The sequence below is a fragment of the Tetragenococcus muriaticus DSM 15685 genome, assembly GCF_000423785.1.
GTDB lineage: Bacteria > Bacillota > Bacilli > Lactobacillales > Enterococcaceae > Tetragenococcus > Tetragenococcus muriaticus.
In genome coordinates this window covers 1-5174 of the sequence record NZ_AUIQ01000081.1, presented here as the reverse complement: position 1 = coordinate 5174, position 5174 = coordinate 1, and the positions used below count along the sequence as shown (strand labels likewise).

At 44.3% G+C, this 5174-nt stretch carries 3 protein-coding genes, 24 tRNA genes, 2 rRNA genes and 1 riboswitch; all 29 genes read left to right on the top strand.

The genetic code is table 11. The features are described 5' to 3' along the window. A 23S ribosomal RNA gene (locus tag G577_RS0109845) occupies positions 1–90 on the top strand; the annotation flags it as partial. Positions 91–151: 61 nt separating this feature from the next. Then, a 5S ribosomal RNA gene (rrf, locus tag G577_RS0109840) occupies positions 152–268 on the top strand. A gap of 6 nt (positions 269–274) precedes the next feature. Continuing rightward, positions 275–347, top strand: a tRNA-Val gene (locus G577_RS0109835). A gap of 3 nt (positions 348–350) precedes the next feature. Beyond that, positions 351–423, top strand: a tRNA-Lys gene (locus G577_RS0109830). 11 nt (positions 424–434) lie between these two features. Further along, positions 435–516 (top strand) — tRNA-Leu (locus G577_RS0109825). A gap of 11 nt (positions 517–527) precedes the next feature. Continuing rightward, positions 528–600: transfer RNA gene (locus G577_RS0109820), tRNA-Thr, on the top strand. A gap of 9 nt (positions 601–609) precedes the next feature. Continuing rightward, a tRNA-Gly gene (locus G577_RS0109815) sits at positions 610–681 on the top strand. A 15-nt stretch (positions 682–696) separates the two neighbouring features. Next, positions 697–782 (top strand) — tRNA-Leu (locus G577_RS0109810). 25 nt (positions 783–807) lie between these two features. Further along, a tRNA-Arg gene (locus tag G577_RS0109805) sits at positions 808–881 on the top strand. A gap of 3 nt (positions 882–884) precedes the next feature. Then, positions 885–958: transfer RNA gene (locus G577_RS0109800), tRNA-Pro, on the top strand. Positions 959–970: 12 nt separating this feature from the next. Beyond that, a tRNA-Ala gene (locus G577_RS0109795) sits at positions 971–1043 on the top strand. A gap of 22 nt (positions 1044–1065) precedes the next feature. Continuing rightward, positions 1066–1139, top strand: a tRNA-Met gene (locus G577_RS0109790). A 16-nt stretch (positions 1140–1155) separates the two neighbouring features. Then, positions 1156–1229 (top strand) — tRNA-Ile (locus tag G577_RS0109785). Between the two features lie 23 nt (positions 1230–1252). Next, positions 1253–1342, top strand: a tRNA-Ser gene (locus G577_RS0109780). A gap of 47 nt (positions 1343–1389) precedes the next feature. Continuing rightward, positions 1390–1463, top strand: a tRNA-Met gene (locus G577_RS0109775). A 40-nt stretch (positions 1464–1503) separates the two neighbouring features. Beyond that, positions 1504–1577 (top strand) — tRNA-Asp (locus G577_RS0109770). A 4-nt stretch (positions 1578–1581) separates the two neighbouring features. Beyond that, positions 1582–1654, top strand: a tRNA-Phe gene (locus G577_RS0109765). Positions 1655–1670: 16 nt separating this feature from the next. Beyond that, positions 1671–1741, top strand: a tRNA-Gly gene (locus G577_RS0109760). A 20-nt stretch (positions 1742–1761) separates the two neighbouring features. Then, positions 1762–1835: transfer RNA gene (locus G577_RS0109755), tRNA-Ile, on the top strand. A 14-nt stretch (positions 1836–1849) separates the two neighbouring features. Then, positions 1850–1921 (top strand) — tRNA-Glu (locus tag G577_RS0109750). A gap of 50 nt (positions 1922–1971) precedes the next feature. Next, positions 1972–2045 (top strand) — tRNA-Met (locus G577_RS0109745). Positions 2046–2084: 39 nt separating this feature from the next. Then, positions 2085–2158: transfer RNA gene (locus tag G577_RS0109740), tRNA-Asp, on the top strand. Between the two features lie 7 nt (positions 2159–2165). Beyond that, a tRNA-Gly gene (locus G577_RS0109735) sits at positions 2166–2236 on the top strand. A 20-nt stretch (positions 2237–2256) separates the two neighbouring features. Then, positions 2257–2330: transfer RNA gene (locus G577_RS0109730), tRNA-Ile, on the top strand. 25 nt (positions 2331–2355) lie between these two features. Continuing rightward, a tRNA-Ser gene (locus tag G577_RS0109725) sits at positions 2356–2444 on the top strand. A gap of 7 nt (positions 2445–2451) precedes the next feature. Further along, a tRNA-Glu gene (locus G577_RS0109720) sits at positions 2452–2523 on the top strand. Between the two features lie 123 nt (positions 2524–2646). Continuing rightward, a riboswitch (SMK box riboswitch) is annotated at positions 2647–2740 on the top strand. Then, the gene (gene metK / locus G577_RS0109715; protein WP_028791026.1) at positions 2738–3925 is read left to right on the top strand and encodes a methionine adenosyltransferase; all 1188 of its coding nucleotides are present in this window, start codon (positions 2738–2740) and stop codon (positions 3923–3925) included. Its footprint overlaps the riboswitch before it by 3 nt. A 101-nt stretch (positions 3926–4026) precedes the next feature. Next, positions 4027–4812: an alpha/beta hydrolase gene (locus G577_RS0109710; RefSeq protein ID WP_028791025.1), complete on the top strand. Its 786-nt coding sequence runs from the start codon at positions 4027–4029 to the stop codon at positions 4810–4812. A 79-nt stretch (positions 4813–4891) separates the two neighbouring features. Continuing rightward, positions 4892–5062, top strand: coding sequence for a hypothetical protein (locus tag G577_RS12235; protein ID WP_162141351.1), 171 nt, complete (start codon positions 4892–4894; stop codon positions 5060–5062). Positions 5063–5174: the final 112 nt, after the last annotated feature.

The following is a 5174-nucleotide window of genomic DNA, read 5'->3' as shown; positions in this document are numbered from 1 at the left end:
CCCTGAGAGATGATCAGGTAGATAGGTCCGAAGTGGAAGACCCGTGAGGGTTGGAGCGGACGGATACTAATCGATCGAGCACTTAACCAAGGAAGGTTGATGGTTTCTTTTTCTCCAGTTTTGAGGGAATGGACACATCCATTTCCGTGTGTGTGGTGATGATGGCAAGAAGGAGACACCTGTTCCCATGCCGAACACAGTCGTTAAGCTTCTTAGCGCCAATTGTAGTGAGGGGGCTTCCCCTTGTGAGAGTCGGACATCGCCACGCGCAAGCGGAGGTTTAGCTCAGCTGGGAGAGCATCTGCCTTACAAGCAGAGGGTCATAGGTTCGAGCCCTATAACCTCCATAGGAGTCGTTAGCTCAGTTGGTAGAGCATCTGACTTTTAATCAGAGGGTCACAGGTTCGAATCCTGTACGACTCATACTCTAAAGCGCGGGTGTGGCGGAATTGGCAGACGCACTAGATTTAGGATCTAGCGCCGCAAGGCGTAAGGGTTCAAGTCCCTTCGCCCGCATGAAAGAAAGCGCCGGCTTAGCTCAGTTGGTAGAGCATCTGATTTGTAATCAGAGGGTCGAGGGTTCAAGTCCTTTAGCCGGCATGCAAAATTGCGGAAATAGCTCAGCGGTAGAGCACCACCTTGCCAAGGTGGGGGTCGCGGGTTCGAATCCCGTTTTCCGCTTAGGTAGCAAAATACGCCGGGGTGGCGGAATTGGCAGACGCACAGGACTTAAAATCCTGGGGTAAGTATTTACCGTACCGGTTCGATTCCGGTCCCCGGCATTGTTTCCTAAAAAAAGGAACGTAAGCGCCCATAGCTCAACTGGACAGAGTGTCTGACTACGGATCAGAAGGTTGAGGGTTCAAATCCTTCTGGGCGCGTCACGGGAAGTAGCTCAGCTTGGTAGAGCACTTGGTTTGGGACCAAGGGGTCGTAGGTTCGAATCCTGTCTTCCCGATGAATGTTAATTGGGGCCTTAGCTCAGCCGGGAGAGCGCCTGCTTTGCACGCAGGAGGTCAGCGGTTCGATCCCGCTAGGCTCCATGTCATTTAATAAAATGATATTCGCGGTGTAGCTCAGCTGGCTAGAGCGTCCGGTTCATACCCGGGAGGTCGTGGGTTCGATCCCCTCCACCGCGATTGTGATTAAGAGCTTGGACCTTTAGCTCAGTTGGTCAGAGCAGACGGCTCATAACCGTCAGGTCGTAGGTTCGAATCCTACAAGGTCCATTGCGTCATTATCATTTATTTTTGGAGGATTACCCAAGTCTGGCTGAAGGGAACGGTCTTGAAAACCGTCAGGCGGATAAAACCGCGCAAGGGTTCGAATCCCTTATCCTCCTTTATTGAATTTTTCGTATGTAGGTACGTCAAATAAATTAATTATTAGCGCGGGATGGAGCAGTCTGGTAGCTCGTCGGGCTCATAACCCGGAGGCCGCAGGTTCAAATCCTGCTCCCGCAATTATACTTATTATAAAATATTGAAAGTTCTCAGTAAAATGGGTCTGGTAGTTCAGCTGGTTAGAATGCCTGCCTGTCACGCAGGAGGTCGCGGGTTCGAGTCCCGTCCAGACCGTTTAGGATCGATAGCTCAGTCGGTAGAGCAACGGATTGAAGCTCCGTGTGTCGGCAGTTCGATTCTGTCTCGATCCATTTACTTTTATGTAAGGCGGGTGTAGTTTAGTGGTAAAACCACAGCCTTCCAAGCTGTTGTCGCGAGTTCGATTCTCGTCACCCGCTTTTGTTATAAATATAATGAAGGGCCTATAGCTCAGTTGGTCAGAGCGCACGCCTGATAAGCGTGAGGTCAATGGTTCAAGTCCATTTAGGCCCACTTCACTGAATAATGGTCCGTTGGTCAAGAGGTTAAGACACCGCCCTTTCACGGCGGTAACACGGGTTCGAGTCCCGTACGGACCATACCTTAATTTAAAGGTATGTTATATGGAAATATATTAATTAATTATTAGCGCGGGATGGAGCAGTCTGGTAGCTCGTCGGGCTCATAACCCGGAGGCCGCAGGTTCAAATCCTGCTCCCGCAATTATACTTATTATAAAGTATTGAAGGTCCCAGTAAAATGGGTCTGGTAGTTCAGCTGGTTAGAATGCCTGCCTGTCACGCAGGAGGTCGCGGGTTCGAGTCCCGTCCAGACCGTTGTCATGCGGGTGTAGTTTAGTGGTAAAACCACAGCCTTCCAAGCTGTTGTCGCGAGTTCGATTCTCGTCACCCGCTTTTGTTATAAATATAATGAAGGGCCTATAGCTCAGTTGGTCAGAGCGCACGCCTGATAAGCGTGAGGTCAATGGTTCAAGTCCATTTAGGCCCATGAAAAGTGAATACTTTTTGGTTTTGGGGAAGTACTCAAGTGGCTGAAGAGGCGCCCCTGCTAAGGGTGTAGGTCGATAGACTCGGCGCGAGGGTTCGAATCCCTCCTTCCCCGTATCAGCGGTCCGTTGGTCAAGAGGTTAAGACACCGCCCTTTCACGGCGGTAACACGGGTTCGAGTCCCGTACGGACCATCGAAGCATTCAGTGATGAATGCTTTTTTTTAAGTTAAAATAAGGGCTTTGCTGACAGTTTAGGTTTCGTTTTATTTCAATGACAGAAATAAAAGTAGATTGTTTTATTGTCTATTAGAATCAGGCCGTTGCAAGTTCCCGAGAGGATTCACTTGTGTGTTATAAGTGGAGATGCCTTGTAACCGAAAAATATTTTTTAGGGGGAATTATTATCATGAAAGAAAGAAATTTATTTACTTCTGAGTCTGTATCAGAGGGGCATCCAGATAAAATTGCTGATCAAATTAGTGACGCGATTTTAGATGCGCTATTAAAACAAGACCCGATGGCGCGTGTTGCTTGTGAGACAGCAGTAACAACGGGATTAGTCTTGGTTTTTGGTGAAGTTTCGACTTCAGCATATGTGGATATGCAAAAAGTCGTTCGTCAAACGGTTAAAGAAATTGGTTATGACCAGCCTGAATATGGCTTTGATAGTGATAATGTAGCGGTCCTAGTTGCTATTGACGAACAATCACAAGATATCGCACAAGGTGTTGATACGTCCTTAGAAGCCAGAAAAGATAAAGAAAAGCGGCTCAATGCTATTGGTGCTGGAGACCAAGGACTTATGTTTGGGTTTGCAACGAATGAAACAGAAGAATTGATGCCTTTACCTATTTCTTTAAGTCATAAAATTGTCGCTCGTTTAGCTAATTTAAGAAAAACTGGGGAAATTAGTTATTTACGACCAGATGCGAAATCACAAGTAACTGTCGAATATGACGAAAATGGGAAACCTAAAAGAGTAGATACAATCATTATTAGCACACAACATGATGATGAAATCGCCAATGAAACGATTCGTCGGGATATGATTGAAAAAGTCATAAAGTCAGTTGTTTCTGATGACTTGTTAGATGATGATACGAAGTATTTCATCAATCCTACTGGCCGATTCGTTATTGGAGGGCCACAAGGAGACGCTGGTGTAACAGGTCGTAAAATTATTGTAGACACATACGGTGGTTATTCTCGTCATGGTGGTGGTGCATTTTCTGGAAAAGACGCTACTAAAGTAGATCGTTCGGCCAGCTATGCGGCTCGTTATATTGCTAAAAATATTGTTGCTGCTGAGTTAGCTGATAAAGCTGAAGTACAGCTTGCTTATGCTATTGGCGTGGCCGAACCGGTATCTATTACGATTGATACTTTCGGAACTGGAAAAGTAAGCCAAGGAAAATTAATTGAAGCTGTTCGCCAAAACTTTGATTTGCGTCCAGCTGGAATTATAGAAATGTTAGATTTACGTCGTCCTATTTATAAAGATACAGCTGCTTATGGACACTTTGGTAGAACAGATATTGATGTACCATGGGAAAAAATAGACAAAGTGAAATTACTGCAAGAAAGCGTAAAATAGCTAGAGAAGATCCTGATTGATTTTACATCAATGGGATCTTTTTTTTATAGAGTAAAGTCTGCTACAATATATGGTAAAACATAAGGGATGTGAAGAAACGAATGGCACTTTTGCAAGTGAATGCTTTTTCGAATGTATTAGGAATGGAAGTTATGTTAGATGTCATTTTACCCCAAGAAACGAAAAAAGCATTCGGTACAGATGTTAAAGGAGTAACAGAAGATGTACCTGTACTATATTTGTTACATGGTATGAATGGCAATCATAGTGTGTGGCAAAGACGTACAGCAATTGAACGTTACGTCTCAAATATGGGGTTAGCTGTAATTATTCCTTCGACTGATTTAGCATGGTATACAGATACTCAATATGATATGAATTATTGGACGTTTATAGCTGACGAATTACCTAAAATTTGTCATGAATTATTTCCGCAGTTAACCACAAAAAAAGCAAAAACATTCGCAGCCGGTGTCTCCATGGGCGGCTATGGAGCTGTGAAACTAGGTTTAAGAAGACCAGAAAATTTTGCAGCTATTGCTTCTATTTCAGGTGGATTAACAATTGCTGAAGGAAAAGAACAATTATTAGAAATTAGAAGTAAAAAATATTGGGAAGGGATTTTTGGTCCATTGGAAGAAATCAAAGGCTCGGAAAATGATTTAATTCATTTGATTGAAACTTTGGACGTAGGTCAGATGCCTCAGTTTTATATTATATGCGGGACCGAAGATCCGATATACCAAGCGAGTACTCATGCTACGGACAAAATGAAAGAACAAGGCTATAACGTAACTTTTGAAGACGGTCCGGGAGGGCATGATTGGACGTTCTGGGAAAAAAGTATTCAACATGTTCTAGACTGGTTACCATTAGAAAAGTTTTGATAAAATAATAAAATCAGCTAAGTAGAATTCTACTTAGCTGATTTTATTATGTGTGCCAGGCATGGCATTTATCTAGCTGGTGAAAGTCCAGTCGCAGGTAGTTACCGCCAAGCGTAGCGAGCCACAAGCTGAAATCAGTGATGATGGGGTGAAGGAAGTGGTGTCGCAAATCTTTCAAGCCTACGAACAGGAACTTGATGAGGCTAAATGGTGGATAAGGCTGCATATCAAGCTGAAGTCCAAAAGGTAAACGTAAAACCAAGACAGTAAATCAAGAGGTTATGGAGAGAAAGATAAATGTCTTACCCTGGGAGCTCTTACGGACGTTTGTGAACGAACGGTCGAAAAAGGTTTGTCGTAAG